The sequence below is a fragment of the Xenorhabdus thailandensis genome (genome assembly GCF_037996785.1).
Taxonomy (GTDB): domain Bacteria; phylum Pseudomonadota; class Gammaproteobacteria; order Enterobacterales; family Enterobacteriaceae; genus Xenorhabdus; species Xenorhabdus griffiniae.
The window spans coordinates 107,399-123,823 of the sequence record NZ_JBBMXF010000003.1; the positions used below are offsets into that span (position 1 = coordinate 107,399).

At 40.1% G+C, this 16,425-nt stretch carries 12 protein-coding genes and 9 pseudogenes; 6 read left to right on the forward strand and 15 right to left on the reverse strand.

Annotation, left to right across the window (positions count from 1 at the left end; genetic code table 11):
• Positions 1–36: 36 nt before the first annotated feature.
• A pseudogene (locus AAC853_RS00675) lies at positions 37–2,455 on the forward strand (Tn3 family transposase); the annotation flags it as partial.
• On the opposite strand, the gene AAC853_RS00680 reads toward AAC853_RS00675, so the two are convergent.
• The 6 genes and pseudogenes from AAC853_RS00680 to AAC853_RS00705 form a co-directional block, all read right to left on the reverse strand.
• Positions 2,447–3,073 (reverse strand): TetR/AcrR family transcriptional regulator, encoded by a 627-nt coding sequence (locus AAC853_RS00680; protein WP_340613348.1) that lies wholly within the window; start codon positions 3,071–3,073, stop codon positions 2,447–2,449. The pseudogene AAC853_RS00675 and the gene AAC853_RS00680 sit on opposite strands and share 9 nt — an antisense overlap.
• 265 nt (positions 3,074–3,338) lie before the next feature.
• Positions 3,339–3,660, reverse strand: a pseudogene (locus tag AAC853_RS00685) (transposase); the annotation flags it as partial.
• A 179-nt stretch (positions 3,661–3,839) separates the two neighbouring features.
• Positions 3,840–4,025 carry a recombinase family protein gene (locus AAC853_RS00690; RefSeq protein WP_340613350.1) on the reverse strand — a complete coding sequence of 62 codons (186 nt, stop codon included), beginning with the start codon at positions 4,023–4,025 and terminating at the stop codon, positions 3,840–3,842.
• A gap of 135 nt (positions 4,026–4,160) precedes the next feature.
• Positions 4,161–4,505: pseudogene (locus AAC853_RS00695) on the reverse strand (ExeA family protein); the annotation flags it as partial.
• Between the two features lie 199 nt (positions 4,506–4,704).
• Positions 4,705–4,864: pseudogene (locus AAC853_RS00700) on the reverse strand (hypothetical protein); the annotation flags it as partial.
• A gap of 115 nt (positions 4,865–4,979) precedes the next feature.
• Positions 4,980–5,968, reverse strand: a pseudogene (locus tag AAC853_RS00705) (transposase).
• A 317-nt stretch (positions 5,969–6,285) separates the two neighbouring features.
• Here AAC853_RS00705 and tyrP point away from each other — a divergent pair.
• Positions 6,286–7,494 (forward strand): tyrosine transporter TyrP, encoded by a 1,209-nt coding sequence (gene tyrP / locus AAC853_RS00710; protein WP_340613351.1) that lies wholly within the window; start codon positions 6,286–6,288, stop codon positions 7,492–7,494.
• Between the two features lie 79 nt (positions 7,495–7,573).
• On the opposite strand, the gene AAC853_RS00715 is transcribed toward tyrP, so the two are convergent.
• Together AAC853_RS00715 and AAC853_RS00720 are read right to left on the reverse strand one after the other, a co-directional pair.
• On the reverse strand, positions 7,574–7,753 hold the full coding sequence (locus AAC853_RS00715; protein WP_340613352.1) for a hypothetical protein: 180 nt from the start codon (positions 7,751–7,753) through the stop codon (positions 7,574–7,576).
• A 122-nt stretch (positions 7,754–7,875) separates the two neighbouring features.
• Positions 7,876–8,193: pseudogene (locus tag AAC853_RS00720) on the reverse strand (transposase); the annotation flags it as partial.
• 561 nt (positions 8,194–8,754) lie between these two features.
• On the opposite strand from AAC853_RS00720, the pseudogene AAC853_RS00725 reads away from it, so the two are divergent.
• Positions 8,755–9,011, forward strand: a pseudogene (locus tag AAC853_RS00725) (IS1-like element transposase); the annotation flags it as partial.
• Between the two features lie 300 nt (positions 9,012–9,311).
• On the opposite strand, the pseudogene AAC853_RS00730 reads toward AAC853_RS00725, so the two are convergent.
• Positions 9,312–9,491, reverse strand: a pseudogene (locus AAC853_RS00730) (IS5/IS1182 family transposase); the annotation flags it as partial.
• Positions 9,492–9,736: 245 nt separating this feature from the next.
• On the opposite strand from AAC853_RS00730, the gene AAC853_RS00735 reads away from it, so the two are divergent.
• The gene (locus AAC853_RS00735; RefSeq protein ID WP_340613353.1) at positions 9,737–10,720 is read left to right on the forward strand and encodes a zinc-binding dehydrogenase; all 984 of its coding nucleotides are present in this window, start codon (positions 9,737–9,739) and stop codon (positions 10,718–10,720) included.
• Positions 10,721–10,762: 42 nt separating this feature from the next.
• On the opposite strand, the gene AAC853_RS17690 is transcribed toward AAC853_RS00735, so the two are convergent.
• The 3 genes from AAC853_RS17690 to AAC853_RS17700 form a co-directional block, all read right to left on the reverse strand.
• Complete coding sequence (locus tag AAC853_RS17690) at positions 10,763–11,119, reverse strand: IS66 family transposase (protein ID WP_422824151.1); 357 nt, start codon at positions 11,117–11,119, stop codon at positions 10,763–10,765.
• A 116-nt stretch (positions 11,120–11,235) separates the two neighbouring features.
• The gene (locus AAC853_RS17695; RefSeq protein WP_422824152.1) at positions 11,236–11,403 is read right to left on the reverse strand and encodes an IS66 family transposase; all 168 of its coding nucleotides are present in this window, start codon (positions 11,401–11,403) and stop codon (positions 11,236–11,238) included.
• Positions 11,404–11,555: 152 nt separating this feature from the next.
• Entirely contained in the window at positions 11,556–11,723 is a 168-nt protein-coding gene (locus tag AAC853_RS17700; RefSeq protein WP_422824159.1) for an IS66 family transposase zinc-finger binding domain-containing protein, read from the reverse strand.
• 5 nt (positions 11,724–11,728) lie between these two features.
• On the opposite strand from AAC853_RS17700, the gene AAC853_RS00745 reads away from it, so the two are divergent.
• Positions 11,729–11,872: a hypothetical protein gene (locus tag AAC853_RS00745; RefSeq protein ID WP_340613354.1), complete on the forward strand. Its 144-nt coding sequence runs from the start codon at positions 11,729–11,731 to the stop codon at positions 11,870–11,872.
• On the opposite strand, the gene tnpA is transcribed toward AAC853_RS00745, so the two are convergent.
• Positions 11,850–11,942, reverse strand: a complete 93-nt coding sequence (gene tnpA, locus AAC853_RS17705; protein WP_422824153.1) for an IS66 family insertion sequence element accessory protein TnpA — start codon at positions 11,940–11,942, stop codon at positions 11,850–11,852. The genes AAC853_RS00745 and tnpA overlap by 23 nt on opposite strands.
• 255 nt (positions 11,943–12,197) lie before the next feature.
• On the opposite strand from tnpA, the pseudogene AAC853_RS00750 reads away from it, so the two are divergent.
• Positions 12,198–12,461: pseudogene (locus AAC853_RS00750) on the forward strand (transposase); the annotation flags it as partial.
• A 79-nt stretch (positions 12,462–12,540) separates the two neighbouring features.
• Here the strand turns inward: AAC853_RS00750 and AAC853_RS00755 are convergent.
• On the reverse strand, positions 12,541–14,238 hold the full coding sequence (locus tag AAC853_RS00755) for a hypothetical protein (RefSeq protein WP_340613356.1): 1,698 nt from the start codon (positions 14,236–14,238) through the stop codon (positions 12,541–12,543).
• Between the two features lie 537 nt (positions 14,239–14,775).
• Positions 14,776–15,201, reverse strand: coding sequence for an organic hydroperoxide resistance protein (locus AAC853_RS00760; protein ID WP_340613358.1), 426 nt, complete (start codon positions 15,199–15,201; stop codon positions 14,776–14,778).
• Positions 15,202–16,425: the final 1,224 nt, after the last annotated feature.

Sequence of the window (16,425 nt, forward strand, 5' to 3'; positions counted from 1 at the left end):
TTCATGTGTGATCAAGTTAATTGATCACACATGCTATTTCTCCCCCTCGTTATTCAAGCTGAGCACCTGGCGCACCGTGACATTCCCACCGGATTTATTGCGACATAATTGATCTGCTAGCTGAATGACAACAAAATCGTTCGGCCCGGATACTCAACTTTCCAAGAAATCATCAGTAAAGCGCTGGTTAATGAACGGCAGCATCTGGCTGATATTTTATCCAACGCATTACAAACAGAGACCCGGGAAGAGCTGGATGCGCTATTGGTGAAAGACGATGCATTATCGGAATTGACAGCTTTAAAACAGGATGCCAAAAGTTTTCGCTGGCGACAGATGCTTAAAGAATGGGAGAAAAGAACCCCGATAACACCGTTATATTGGGTCGCTAAATCACTGTTACCACAGTTCGGCATATCACAGCAAAATCTGTTGTACTTCGCCAGTCTGATCTCATTTTATACTATTTATAATCTGCGCAACCTGAAAAAAGAACAAACCTGGCTATACCTGCTGTGTTATATCTGGCTACGTTACCGGCAACTGTCTGATAATCTGATCAGTACCCTTATCTGGCATATGAGGCAAACAGAAGAACGATGCGGTGCAGAAGCGAAAAAAAATTTTGAAGCCGCTCAGCTACGCCGCCAACAGGATAATCAAAAATTGGGACGTGTACTCGCTTTGTTTGTTGATGATAACGTACCCGATAATCGGTTTTTCGGTGATGTGCGTCAGCAAGCCTGGAAAATTATGTCCAGAGACAGCCTGCAACAGGCAGCTTTACAAATGAGCAGTAGATACTCAGATCAATCTCATTCGCTGTCATTTGCGGCCCTGCTCTGTACGCTGGATTTTTCCAGTGTGATGGCTGACTGTCCGTGGTTAGCTGCCCTTGTCTGGATTAAGGAAGTCTTCTCCCGGCAACAACGTTTAACCCAACGTCCGTTGACGGAATACCCAACAGTAACCCTGCCGAAACGACTGCGTTCGTGGTTGTTAATCCTGGATGAAAAAGGTCACCCTGTCGTATTACAGGCAGACCGTTACGAATTCTGGCTCTACCGACAACTCAGAAAACAGAAAACGGTTTGAATCGGGGGTATTATATCTTGATGACAGTCTGCAACACCGGCATCTTTCTGTTTCTGACGAACTGGTTTCCATGGAAGATAAAGACAATATTCCGGATAAAATAGACATTCCTTTTTTGCGTCATCCAATAGAACAACAACTGGAAACCTTGACCAATGAGTTGCCTCTTCAGTAGATAGCATGCAACTGTGAGCTTAAACAAGGAAAACTGCCCCATCTGGAGTTTGATAAATCCACTCAAAAATTGAGCTGGCACAAAAGCAAGAGTACTGAAAAACCCGACAATGGACAGTAATTCTATGCTCAGCTGCCTTTCAGTGAATTAACTGATGTATTTTGCTTTGTTAACCAACAATGCCATCAAGGAGAGTTACCTGTGTTTCCTTATTATTCTCTGGAGCTGGGCACATTGTATGCCGCCGTTGACGGACAAAAATTCAGTGTTGAACACCCAATGATAAAGGCACGCGGTTCAAAAAAATATTTCGGACGCGGTAAAGGCGTAGTGGCTTATACCATGCTGTGTAACCACATTCCGTTGAATGGTTATCTTATCGGTGCTCATGAATCCGAAGCCCATCACGTTTTTGATATCTGGTACAGAAATACTGCCGGGATCACTCCCACAACGATCACCGGTGACATGCACAGCGTCAGCAAAGCTAATTTTGCCATTCTGCATTGGTTTGGATTACGTTTTGAACCCGCTTCACTTCAGTGGGAGAAATGCAGAAAAAACCCTATTGTGCCGATAACCTTGAGCGGTATAAAACGTGCCTGATTCAGCCCGTAGGGCAAATAATCAATAGGGCATTATTGATGAAAAATCCCATTTAGATCAGATAGTGGCTACGCTCGGATTCAAGGCAATAACACAAGGAGCGTTAATCCGTAAGCTGTGTACTTACACTACAAAAAATCCGACGAGGAAAACCTTATTCGAGTTTGATAAGCTAATCCGCAGCCTTTATATTCTGCGCTATCTTCGAAACCCACAAATCTTCAGACACAGCCATCGTTCACAAAATCGTATTGAATCTTATCACCAGTTACGTTCTGCTATGCAAAGTTGGCGGAAAAGAAGAACTGACAGGTCAGAATGACATTGAAATTGAGATCAGCAATCAGTGTGACTGGTTACTGGCCAGTGTGATCATTTACTACAACTCCGCGTTGTTATCACGGCTGATGCAGAAATCGGAAGACAGTCTGGGCGATATAGAAAAAGCGGGGAGACTTATCAGTAAAAATATCGCCTGTGGCATGGCAACATATTTTGCTGAATGGTCATTATTTCTTTAATAGTAAAGGGAAAAAGATTGATCTGGATGCGATTCTCGAAGATTTGAAATTAACCTGACAAAATTTTGGACGGTTCCGGCTTACAACTCCAAACCCTCATGAATTGTGTGATAGATAAATCGAGAACATCCAAAGGAATTCCATCCCTAGCTAAGATTGAAAATCCTAACAGAAAGCTATCAAACATTACAGCCATTACCATAGGATCTATTTCGCTCGTTAACTCACCGTTATCTATGGCTCGCTGGATACAAGAAATAAAACCTTGCCGTACTTGTCTTCTCGCATCAATCAGTAATTTTTGGATATGCTCGTGCTCCGGAGAGCAAACACTAGCTGACAGTACCAACAAACATCCCGGAGGATGACTACATTCCGTCTGCATTTTTGCTGAACGACGTAGAGTCAACTCAATAGCATCTTTAGGAGAAAGCGTTTGATCCCAAAGACTCATGGTTGCTTGTCCATATGTATTAATATAGCGGGTTACTACCTCTTTAAATAATTCCTCTTTGGAATCAAAGGCTGCATAGAAACTAGGAGCAGAGATGCCACCCATCCCAGCCTTGAGTTGGCTTAGAGACGTCGATTCATAGCCATGTTCCCAGAACATTAACATTGCTTGATGGATTGCTTCATCACGGTCAAAAGTACGAGGCCGCCCTATTTTAGCCATTACTATTACCTCTCTAAAAATAAATTTTTATACTAGTCAATATATAAGTTCTTGGCAAGATAAACTTTTTTTCTCCATTAATTGATCGAGTCGACCAAATGATAAAGTCTAATCACCCCCGTATGTTGCAATACTCATTTTGATAAAATTTTGGCTTACTTAAATCTATCTGGCATCACTACGGGTAAGGATACCCACACTTGATAAACCTAAAGCTTCAATGAGCTATTATCTTTATCAGTCTTCGCAAGATCTGGGGTAAATATCACAATGACGTCAGTTTCAGGCAATAAATACCGTGTATCACATGTAATGCCCACACTATCTGAGCGAGTTTATCAGCCAATGCACAGGCCATAATATTAGAGTGCTTTCGTTCAAGTTGTGGCTGAACTCTGTCAACCAGTTTGCCCTTTCTATACTCGATATGCAGGTACATAGCATTAACAGTTGCCGGAGTGCCTTACTACCACGTTTACTGATCCCCAATAAGGTTGTCTTTTCCCCAATACTGTAGTGGCGGGGGGAAACAATCCAGTCGAAGCTGCAAAATCCCGGCTGTGTGCGTATTGGGGTTTTCGCCCAATTCAGAGAAAAGTTCCACGGATGAAAATAAATAATTTAATTTCAATGTATTAAAATAAAATTCATTCTATGAATTTAAGCTATCTCGATACTTTCGATATTGTGTGTCTAGAACAACTCAGCAAATCGACAATACAATATAGCTATAGCTTTTATGTTCCCTGAGAAGACCTTCGATTTTTTAGTATAGCTTCTTGTCTATTGGCCGGCCTTTGTATTTACTTTCCTGCTTGGCTTTCTTTATCCTCTGAGCCTGACGATGACGCCGGTCTTCATAGTTTTTTCGAGCAACGGCCGCAAGCATATCAAGCATCATATTGTTTAGCGCAGTCAGCATACGTTCAGTGAATTCGTCTGTCTTTTTCATGAATTGGTGGCTGGTTTGAAGAGCAAGAGAAACAACCTTCAGTCCCTTATGGTTAATTGTGGGCTCGCGTTTATAATCCAGCGGACTCGCATTTATCCGATTTTTTGGCTCAAATTAATTTGCAAATGAATTTCATCATATCTGCAGTCCAACCGCCAACATTCTGTCGCGCAACTCTGCCGTGCGAACCGGATCGAGCTGATGGTTAAATAATGCCCTTATTTCAGCGGGCTTAGCATCAAATTGTTCTACCATATCTTTTAGACGATAACCATGGCGCGTCAGCGTTGGCTCCAAATTATCAAGTTGTCGTGAGAGCACCGATTCTATCAGCGTTGCCGTTATGAGTTTTTCACCAGTTTGATAACCGGTTTCCATAACCAACGTCAGATACAACTGAACCTGTAATGGGGTATGGAGTTTCATTGCCAGTAAATCAATGGCATCTGTCGTCAGTATTTCTTGCGTTTTCCCTTTTCCCATGCAATAGCCAGTTTTACTGCAATGAAGGTGGGAAAATGGTATTCGAGTTCAGTGATATCAAAAGGCTGATGTTGCAGTTCGAGTGGGTTTTCTACCTCACTGGTCAGTAGCTGGATATCGTTTCCCAACAGGGCACTGACAGGCAAATTCAGCTGGCTAGCCAGCGCACGGATACGATCAGACCTTTCAGCCACCATCTCATCGTCAAACAATCCCCACAGAATAATCACTTTTTCGCCCGCCATGTCAGGTTCAACTTCCCAAGATACGCCGTCAACCGTGACTCGGGCATCGATACCCACTCTGCGTGATTCCGGCTCTTAGGCGAAACGGCAGTACTGATCCCAGGCACACATCAAGATACAACAGGGAATCTCTAAAAACTCTTCCATGAAAAATAAGATCAATTTTGTCCCTATCCGTAATGACGTTGACATTATTCTGTATAGCGCTTTCTGACTTTTTCAAGGATTAAAAGGCATGCATGCCCGATTTTCCAAAATAAACCAAACGGTGTAAATCATAGCAGGTTGCCATTAATGTCATCCTGAAATTGGCACGCAATTGACCTATCGTCCGGATGAATTTTTCTCCCATCTGACTGAGTGAGCCAAAGATATGTTCTACCCGGGTTCGGGTGCCCGCGATTTTTTTGTTACGTCCTTTCTGGCAGTTTGATAACGGCTTATTTCGTGACGCTTTTCTCTGAATATGCACACGATAGCCTTGTTCCTTCAACGCCTCCTCACGCTGATGGCTGGCATATCCCTTGTCAGCATAAATATCCCGGCTCGTATTGGCTTTGTCCAAAACGGCGGCTGTCATGGACGGAGGCGGTTCCTGGGGCGGTCTGACGAGTGACTTTGTACTTGGCATCGACATTAACCGTGAGTTTGTAACCAAAATCACTGTTTCCGTATTTTTTCGCCCGGGTGGCATCCGTATCTTTCTGGCATCGTTTATTTGCCGTCCAGTTATCCGAGGTTTTCCCCTGACGGATTTGTTCATTTTCTGCTTTCTTATTAATAATCTGACTATCCTGGCGGACTTTAACGACCAAACAGTCCGGATAAACAAGGGAGCTATCCAGTGGGCGATTCTGACACTTCATGAACTGTTCTTTCAGGCATCGGTGACTTTGGCAATCAACGCGGGTGACACATCCGCATTGCACAGCTTTTTAAAAGCACTGGCGATATTATGGATCGTCATGCCTCTGGAGTATAAAGCTAATATTTGCTCGTCCATACCGGTAATACGTGTTTGATTTTTGGGTTTAAACGTGCTTTTCCGGTCACAGGGAATTTGCAATTCTAGTGTTCCTTCATTCATCAGGAACGTTTTAGACGAGTAGCCAATTCCGCTTTCAGCGCAGTTTCGACCGTCAGTTTCTTGAAGAAACGGGAGAACTGACTTAAATCTTCAGGAGTCTTAAGATTTTTAGCCAACTCAGTCGCCAGTACTCGTAACTGTTTTTTTCCATTTTGTCACCTTTGAGTTGATGAATTAAACATAATTAAAACAGGCAATTACAAAAATTCATGGAAAGGGCCTTAAAATGGGGACATATAGATATCATCATTCAATTCGCTATCCAAATAATCATCTTTCATGTACTGCTCCTACTTCAAATTAGATAATCCGTAAATGATAATTTCATCATGTAAATAAAAATTTAACACGCTGTTAATTTTTTTTGTTAATTTTTTTGGGGAAATAATATATTATGTACCGATAAATATATTAAAGAGATATCCTTTCTCAAGGAATAATACAGGTGAAAAATAGAACGCTTGGAAGTATTTTCATTGTCGCTGGTACAACAATTGGAGCAGGAATGCTAGCGATGCCGTTAGCTACCTCAGAAATTGGTTTCTTTACTAGCCTTACTATTTTGGTTAGTTTATGGGTGTTAATGAATTATACAGCATTATTATTAGTTGAAGTCTATCAATATAACTCTTCCGATATTGGACTAGGAACGCTTGCCTCAATTTATTTGGGTCGCGCTGGAAAGATCATTACAGGAGGAAGTATGACCTTTCTCATGTATGCTTTAATCGCTGCTTATATTTGTGGAGCAGGTGAGTTGTTGATTAGTAATCTAAACAAATGGCTAGGTATTTCTTTTCCAATGTTTTTAGGAAGTATTTTGTTTACTTTAACCATGGGAAGTATCGTTTGTATTGGAACTAACTCAGTTGATTTTATAAATAGAATCGTTTTTAGTATTAAATTAGTCTTTTTTATTTTAACATTAGCATTGATAACACCTTATGTCCATCATGTAAATCTATTGTCTATGCCGATAGAAAAAGGAATTATTTTTTCATCGATTCCTGTTATTTTTACATCATTTGGCTTTCATGGATGCATTCCTAGTATTGTACGTTATATGAATGGAGATATAAAAAAACTGCGTAGAATATTCATAATAGGTAGTGCAATTCCACTAACATCATATATCATGTGGCAGTTTGCGATGCTTGGAAGCCTAGAATCAAAAATTTTTTCTGATATTTTATCTGAAAAATCTGGATTAGATGGATTATTACGTTCTATTCACAGGGTTATTATATCGGAAAAATCAGAATTTTTTATACAAATGTTCGCCAACTTGGCTTTGATTACTTCATTTTTGGGTGTGGCATTAGGACTTTTCGATTTTTTGGCAGATTTTTTCAAGCGTCAAAATAACATATCTGGTCGTTTGCAAACTGGATTAATTACATTTTTTCCACCATTATTATTTTCATGCCTCTATCCGAATGGTTTCGTAATGGCTTTAAGTTATGCATCTGTAGTTTTATCTATTTTAGCTTTGTTATTACCAAGTCTGTTGGCATTTAAAGTACGTAAAAAAAATGTATACCAGTATCGAGTTTTTGGTGGTGTACCTGTGTTAGTTTCAGTTTTTTTTCTGGGCATATTGATTATTGCAATTCAATTGGGAGTTATGACCGGAATCTTTCCTGAGGTTGGTTAAAAATAATGTTCGCTATTACTATTTTTTAGAAAAATAACGTAATTCTCAACTTTCATGGTCAGGGAAAAAGCATGAATTCTCATTTATAGTTCCATTCTTTAAGCCCTGCCGTTAATACTTTATCCAGATAATTGATGTCCATACTCACAATCCGCCGTTTTCGTCGAATGCTGGTTTTTTTCGTTGTCTCTGTGCGGAGCATATTCAGGCTCAGATGGCGAATACAGGCGAGTGTTTCTGCCGAATCATCCCGGCACATCTTCACGTATCGAAACGTCAAGTACCCAGTATAATTGAGATTCGATATCCTAATGTCTCCGAACCGTTTTTGCAAAATCGGTCGAATTCAGTGCTGCTGAACTAATGTAACCTGAATTCCATTTAAGCCATCACTGAAAAATCTTCCTCTGAGTAGAGGATATTAATTGATGGCTTTTTCAATTTAAGGCAATAAGTAATCAGACTACCTAAAACAATCAACATAAATGCTCGTATACTTCAATGGCGTGAATGTTCGATCTGAGAAACTAATTTCAACTGCCCATTAATCGTATTAATAATAAAATGATTTCTTAATATTATCTTATCCCATTCAGCCTATTCACGGGCTTTCATATTATGACGTTTCTTAGTAATAAGTGAGATACCGATTTTGGCCAAATCACCCGCTAACTTTTAGTTCAGATAACCTTTGATGCCCTTCTAAGTGTCAAGTGGTTATTCGCCAGCGCTATGATATCATCCACCCCCTGTTTCCTTATCAGCCGTTATCAGTATGTGACTACCTCGTTTCTATTCAGGTTATTGCAGGGCCGATATCCGTTTTTTCATCAGTGTTTGCCTCGGTTAAAGCGTCTGTTTCAATTCAATTAATGGATAGCAAAAGCTTTTTTTATATTATAATCAAGCTTATCTGTCAGAATACGCCAGATAATTTAGGTCAGCTTGTTAGCTAAGGCAACTAGGGAGCACGTCAGAAAACGGAATTTAAAGCATGTTAGGCTATCTTATTCTCAGTATTCAGACGATGTTTGGCCAACAACCTAACAACAGTTGATGAATGTATGCGAAACAGCCGGCTGCATCTACTCCAGTTTTTTGACCTTATGATCTGGTTGCGCCAATCACCCATGAAACCGAATTTCCGACATATGCTGGAGCATATCGAACATCTTAAATTATGGCAGGCTCTAAATCTGCCCAATCGCCGGTCATGTGCCCAATGATTAGATGTTGTGATAAACTTTCCGTGGGTGAAAGATGGCTAAAGTTGATGTGATTTGTCGTTACTGTCACAAGACGGAAGAGGTAAAAGGACATGGAAAAGGACGTACTGGACATCCCCGTTATCACTGTTATGCCTACCGTAAAACGTTTCAACTGACTTATACCTATCAAGCTTGTAATCCCGGCATGAAAAAGCAGATTATTGGTATGGCAATCAATAACGCTGGTGTCAGGGATACTGCTCGCGTTCTGAAGGCCGGTATATTAACTCGGTCATTCGCACACTAAAAATACACGATAAAGTGATAGGCACGTTCATTGAGCGTGAATACTGCCTTGTTTAACCGATCTAACTATTGGGAACATGACCAAAATCGATTTTGTAACTCGGCTTGACATAGGAGCTAACAGTACGATGGAACATTTTTTCTGAAGGTTAAAAAGTGAATAGATGCCTGAAGAAGGCTATCGCAATTTTACGAAGCGCTTCATTCTATCTTCGATTATATCACCAGTTATTACAACTAATCACTTCCCTACTAAGGTTTGTTGATTTTTAAGTACATAATTTAATCAACCCATATCGATATTCAAATAATGATAAACGCTAGTGCTAACAGGCTGACGTAATTCCGCTCAAGTTTGCTGTATATTGTTGCTATTGCAAGAAAATGTTTAATTCTAGCGAACATATTTTCGACTAAGTGGCAATAACGATACAAAAAATTATCAATTTGCTCATCCGGTTTTCAGCTGTTTTTCCGGTAGGGGAAAAACAGATATATTGCTTGTTGGACAAGCTTCATCACAAATGTACGTGGATGCCCCATCGTTGCCATATTAACTTTTCTAATAATAAGTAGATATATATCAATCGATACAAAAAATTATTGACAATATCTCCGCCTGATACTTACAATTTTACCAATTAGTATATTGATATTTAACCATAGAAATAATATCACTTATTAGCGTAATACGTTTCTTTTATATAAAAAGGAAAAGGGACACAAACATGAAAGCATATGTTATTAATAATACTGGTGCTCCTGAAGTACTTAGATTGAAAAATATTCCAGATCCTGTTCCCCATGAAGGAGAAGTGCGCATTCGAGTATACGCTTTTGGTATTAATCGCTTGGAAGTGGATATACGTTCTGGTTCTTATGGCCCTTTGAGTGGTCCTACAGTGTTAGGTATAGAAGCGGTAGGTGAAGTTATCGAAGATAACTCTGGAACATTCTTTTCTGGACAACGAGTTGCCACTGCAATGGGAGGATTGGGATTCGATCGAACTGGTAGTTATGCTGAGCAAGTGGTTGTACGGCGTGAAAATGTTATCCCATTTGGTGATGTTAGCTTGGACTGGAACGAATTAGCTGCATTGCCTGAAGCTTTCTTAACTGCATGGGGGGCATTGACACCAACATTAAAATTGCAAGCAGGTCAAACTCTACTCATTCGAGGTGCAACTTCTTCGGTTGGTCAGGCCGCAATTGTCTATGCAAAAGATCTAGGTGCACAGGTAATCGCAACCACCCGTAGACATTCTCAATGTGAGAGATTAATTGAATTAGGTGCAGACTCTGTTCTCATTGATACTGGCTCAATCGTAGAACAAGTGCATCAACAGCATCCTCAGGGAATTGATGCGGCTCTTGAAATCACAGGGAGTGCAACTGTGCGTGATACTCTTCAATCAGTCAGGGCGTTTGGCGAAGTTGTAACAGTTGGCCTATTAAGCGGAAGAGTAATCGAACAATTAGATTTATTGAGTGATTTGCCTAATGCCGTCGGGTTGCGTTTTTTCTCAACTCAGATGCTAGGTACATCATCATTACCATTAAATGAAGCACCATTAGCACGTATAGCTCAACAAAGAGCTATACGTGCTATTCCCTCCATTTGTGCTCATTTATTTGATTTTGACCAAATTATTCAAGCTCATGAGCTAATGGCTAGTAATCAAGCCATTGGGAAAATTGTTGTACGTCTTTGAAAGAGAGATTTGAATGAGTCCATTAATTGTTGCTGCTCGCGTTTAAAAGCAACCGTGCGCATTTATCCGTTTTTTCTGCTCACAATGTCGGCAGTCTAACTGCCGACACTCTATCCCGTAACTTGACCGCGCGAACTGGATCGAGCTGATTATTAAACAAGACCCTGATTTCGTAACCGCCCAATTAAGGGGATTTGTGCCCAATACTGTCCGCTTTGCCTCTGTCAGCCAGTCGTGGAAGTCTTTCAGAACCGGGTACGCTTTTTCCTGTCGTAATCGCCGTCGCTCATCCGGGCTGAGCGTTCGGGTCTCCCGCTTAATGGCGTACAATCGGGCGATAAACGTCAGTCCTTGTTCGGCCCGTTCCACTTTTTTTACCCGGCTGGACTTTCTGAGCATCGGTAAATTTGCGCCATGCAACTCGCCTGTCTGGCCTGTCTCAACGTATCATAAGCCGCGTAGCCACCGGTTAGAGACACAGGCCCGCTGCAACTTGGCTCTCTGGTAGTCGAAAATCATCGCTCCGATAGACCCACATATAAGTTTACTCTGCGCCGGTAATCCACTTCGTGAAGCACCTGCACGGGCGTTTCATCCGCACAAATCAAGTGTTCATTACGCAAATGTGCCCGCATCAGTGCGACCAACACATGCACTTTGCTGCCAAGTTGCACACACCACACCAGTTCGCCAGCATGCTGCAGCTAATCTCGATACCAGCGTGCACATCCACATATCTGGCAGTGACAATAGCGGCCTGCATGTCTGGACTAGCGCTCGCCCGGGGCGGTGATGATTTACTGTTAGTCTGCGTCTTTTTGTACTGCTGACAGGTTTATTTGGTACGTTCATGACGGATCACACTCACTTTCTGCGGCACGATTTTCAGGGTTTCAGCGGCTTCTATTCCGCAAGCATACAGCGGTTCGCCACAACAGTCGCAATGCGGGGTATTCAGGGTATGGAGCTGAACTTCCCGCTCTAACTCGGCGGAGCGGCTGATGGCCTATGATGAGCGGGCATCGGTTTAGGCAGGACATCCAACTTAATCCGGAGTCCGTCGGGCGATGGTGTGCCTGGCATCCGAATGATCTTCAACTACAATGGGATGTAGGCGTTGAGGTTCGTGCTATTGCCGGCAAAACGCAGTGATCGTCAGTCCGCTCTGCTTCTGGGAATCAATGACGGCCGTCCAATGCTTCTGTTTTTCAGTAAGTGTCATGGGGGTACCTTATCGATAAAAGAAAACACACTATGAAAAACGGAAACAGTCGGGTATGTGGGGTCAATTGAGGGGGTATGGAACAATTGAACCAATGCCACCGATTTACGTTCAGGTAAAATACATGTCATATTTTTTCTCTATCAGTGTTGTTAGTTAGGGGTGACGGCTCCCCTGACAAAAGAGAGGGATTTCATTTGCAGTTATTGTGAGCAGAAAAAATAGATAAATGCGCACGGCTGCTTTTAAATGCAAGTAGTTACAGATAGGGGTTATGATAGCAATACGGTAGTAAAAAAAGCGTAACAACAGGGCATGCAAGTTCAGAGTCCCAACCGGAAAAATCGAAAAGCCGCCAAAGAATATGATCGTGAACTGTACCGACTACACCATCTGGTTGAAAATGCCTTTTCCTCATCTTAAACGCTTTCGTGGTATAGCGACGCGCTATGCAAAAATAGCGCATCTTTTTTTGCAGCAGTACAAATTCGTTGTCTTGTCCTTTGGCTTAATATCTAATGACTATACTATCTACATAATGCACATATTATAATAGTGTTACAATCCCCCCCAATCATTTACGCTCATGATCTTTCCGTTAATACAACAAAAGCTTATTTTCTATAATTAACTTGTCAGAACCGCTAATATTGAAATGGTTACCAAAACCATTGGAAAGTACTTCCTTGCTCTGGGAGCTAGTAATGATAGATGAACCTTGTTCTACCACCAAATCACCTTGTATTCCTGAGGCTTTAACACCGGTTAAAGCTAAGATACGGGAGCTGGAGAGAAATATAGCACGATTGAAGGCAGATTTTAGATCCAGATTAACCAAAGGTAAGTGGCTGCTCACTGCCTTTAAGGCGTCAGAATTTTTACCATTAGATTGAATCTTACCATGGACAACTAATCGTTCTAACTTGGAATTCTGTAGCTCAATAGCTGCGCTCCCTTCTCCTCTAGTCACCATATTTCCACCAATGAAGATATCTTTGACTGAGCCAGATAATATCCTCAAAGCTGCGGAAGGTTGTTTGTCAAGAAGGCCTGCAGTAAGTGCTTTGGCACTGGCACCAAATGTTTCAACATTGTTATTGACAGAAAGGCGGCCAATTGGTTGAGATATCAAAATTGCAGTAGCACCATCACCGTATGTTCGCAGTGAACCAAAATAAGCATTATCAACAGTTCCTGTAAGTACATTAAACGCTCTAGCTCCATTACCGTGAGTTTGAATTGACGCAACTGATAGATAATTTAGCACTCCGAAATTGACAACTCCCATCCCACTATCACCGAAAGTTTCAACTGGACCGATGGAAGTCCAGTTTTTCACGCGTCCCCAATTGTCAAGCCCAAGACCATTGGTACCGTATGAAACAGTGCGTCCACGATTGATCACCTGATCAGCATCGGCGTATGCAATGAACACACTACCGGATATAAGGTTATCTGTACCAGCTAAGATCCTAGAATCATTGAAAATATCACCGGTTTCCACAATAGATACTTTGATCTGCCCACCCAAAGTATCTCCTGAGTGGGTATAAATATTTCCTTCACCACTAGAAATAAGTAACCCCGAACCATATACAGGTTGTTCTACCGAACCAATAGTTAACCCACGAATTTCTGTAGTTATGACGGAGTCTTTACTTTGTTGAAGATTTAATAATGTCACTGCACCTTGTAATATATCAATATTACTTATTGCTTTTCCGCCAATTCCGGTGCTAGGCCTTTCAGGAGTTGCTGTAGTATCAGAAAATATCACATGGAGATTATTAATATTCAGTGCACCATTCATCAGTTTATTTCTAGCTATAATCTGTACTTGGCCAATGGTTTTAATATCCTCCAGTTCAAATTTACCGAAAGAGCAGATATTATAGGCATTGTATATAGCTCTTTTAGTTGGTGTAACCTTTAAAATTATATTTCTAATTGTGTTGTTTTCACTCAACTGAAAGCCATCAATGTTCTTTGAAAAAGAAATAACTAAATTTGGTTCTACGCCTATCAAGGATTGTCCAGGTTTTAAGCTTAAACTAGGTAAGTCGTAAAGTGATTTATATACTAAAATTTTTCGGATAGTTTGGTCGGCTACTGCAGAAATTAACTCTGCAGAGGTGGAAACATGTGCTATATTTTTTTCCTTTTTCACACTCTCTATCTCGTGATCAGAAACTTCTGTTATTATCCTTTTCTCTGGTAATTTAAAATCATTAGCTAGAGTAATTTGTGTTATCAAAAGCATCATAAAGGTGAATGAATTTAATATCTTTTTATACATTTTTGCTCTTATTATCCTATCATGGTGGATTCTACTTTCAATCTGATTTTTTGGAATAGAAATGACGTTAACCAAACGAAAAGTAAGTCTTCTTACTCGATAAAGTGAGTCAGATTTTACATACAGGTGGAAAAAGATCACTTTTTAAACAAAGAGAAATTCTTTCCTGATCTATCTATGAGGTAATCTACTGCACTGATCATCTCATTAATTTTTCCAACACTAACTTATTCCTACTCAAAACGTTTTTTAATATACGCTCAACGTATTCAGGTGCAACAATATTTAATTTAAAAATCGATTGTATGGTTTTGGTTTAAAATAGAGAAGGATAATTCTTTTTTATATGATATTTCAGTTTTATATTTTATAATATAGAAAATATTTTCAGAAAAGTTTTTAAAGAAACTATTCTGATGTTTTATCAGTCTATGCCAAAGAGAATTTATAGCGGCATAAGATATACTTTATGTAAAAATAAAGAAGATAGAAGGTTCAGTCACAGTGAAAGAACCTACTATTAATTGTGCGTTGCAATTAAGTAATACTAACTGTCGATATCACATTAATGTTTCCTTGTACTGCTTTTGAATAAGGACATACCAGATGCGTTTTATTAACCAATAATTCCGCATCTGCTTGCATTATCCCATGTACAGCAATGTGCAATGCAACACTTAGAAGAAAGCCATTGTCATCCGTTGGATGTACATTAACTTGGGCATTAACTGTTGTTTCTCCTAATGAAATTTTTTCACGGTCAGCTACCAATTTCAGAGCAGAATGGAAACAGGCCGCGTAACCTGCAGCAAAAAGCTGTTCAGGATTAGTATTATCCCCTTTGCCACCGAATTCTTTAGGAAAACTAAGAGCCAGATCTAATAGGCTATCAACGCTTTTAACTCGACCATTACGGCCATTACCCGTAGAGGTTACAGAGGTGGTGTATAAAGTTTTAGTCATAGTTTATCCTTGTCATAGTAATAGGGCATCATTAACATAAAAAATGAAATTGTTGTTCTTAAATTAACGAGTTTTTTGTTAATGGTACGGATTATTGGTTTTGAATACGTAGTTTCATCCTTATTATCATTTTTACTACCATGTGAGTGTTATTACACTTTAACTTAGAGTATTTTGTTGCTATAACAAGAAATACTTAAGGCAAAGTTATTTTCTGCCAGAAAGGAATTAAAAATAATCCGGAATTATCTAAGATAACTTTTCTAACAGTTTCAATTGAAATATTTATGTATCAATTGGTATATAATAATGGTGATAAGGCTATATTGTCAATAGTTTTTGTATTGATTGATATTAAAATGCGATTTTAATTTAAAAGCTTGTTATGTAGATATGGCCAACATGGAAAACTTTTGTACTTTTGATCATGATAAAACAATCCATCAGGTAATATTTTATATGACGTGCTAATTTTGATCACTATCATAGAGATGATATTTCTACTTCAACGATTAAACAGGTGACATAATGACAAGACATTTCAGCCCTGAATTTAAATTGGAGTTAGCACAGTTAGCTCTTGACTAAAACTACAGTATTGCTGAGGCCATCAAAGCCATGAATGTGAGTTCATCCCGTTCTGTCATATTAACAGAGAAACTTTGGGGTCAATGTAGGTTGGTTGTATTTTATGCAGCTAATCGATAAGACATCTAGATTAGCTCCATGAATCTCCAGGCAGTTGGTATCAGTTAAATTAGTGAGTCGCTGGTTACCCGTCAATACGGCGTAGCGGCAAGCCAGTTGTTCTTTTGGCGCAAGCAATATCAGGAAGGTAGTTTTAGGGGAACAGATCGTACCCGCTCTGCAATGAAGCAAATAGTAAGGCAAGCTTGCTGAGTGGATTTGGAAACAACTCGACGGTAAGTATTCGAATGTTGTTGCCCGTGCTCTGGCAAACAAGCTGGCGTGAATTGCATGGAAAATCACTACTCAGCGTACTGAATATCAGGACTGATATATGTATTTTTAAATCAACGGGTTGATTTTTTTAGCCGTTAAACGTTAGTTACCTATCTGGTTTTGCGAAGACTGATTATTGATGACATGAACGGCCAGTTGGCCTGATAAGAAATCTGATATAAAAAATGTCTCATTCAGAAGCCGAGGGGTTTTTCAGGTTCATTAGGCGCGGGCATCCTAGCCCATAGAGAGGTATTAAAG